The following is a 236-nucleotide window of genomic DNA, read 5'->3' as shown; positions in this document are numbered from 1 at the left end:
AGTATCCGATTGGTGCGAGCAAGGATAGCCGCCGTCTTTCCGGCGCGTATCGCAGTGGCCATCGCCTCCATCGCAGCGACGGCCTCCTTGTACTCATCGTCGTGGCGGACAAAGGCGACTGTGCCTCCAGGACCGCGATGGGATACCAGGTCTTTTACGATTCTCTCGCGGTTGTTGCGAATGACCTTGTCCGCTACAGAAAGGATTTCCGAATGCGAGCGGTAGTTAATGCCGAG

The 236-nt window shown here is 57.6% G+C and carries 1 protein-coding gene; it reads right to left on the bottom strand.

Annotation, left to right across the window (positions count from 1 at the left end; all coding sequences use genetic code 11):
• The coding region (locus tag SB847_RS22210; RefSeq protein WP_410578922.1) for a 3'-5' exonuclease at positions 1-236 on the bottom strand (236 nt) is incomplete at both ends.

The organism is Bacillus sp. SIMBA_026 (genome assembly GCF_046535335.1).
GTDB lineage: Bacteria > Bacillota > Bacilli > Bacillales > Bacillaceae > Bacillus > Bacillus velezensis.
The sequence above is the reverse complement of the archived record's forward strand: the minus strand, read 5'-3'. Positions and strand labels throughout refer to the sequence as shown.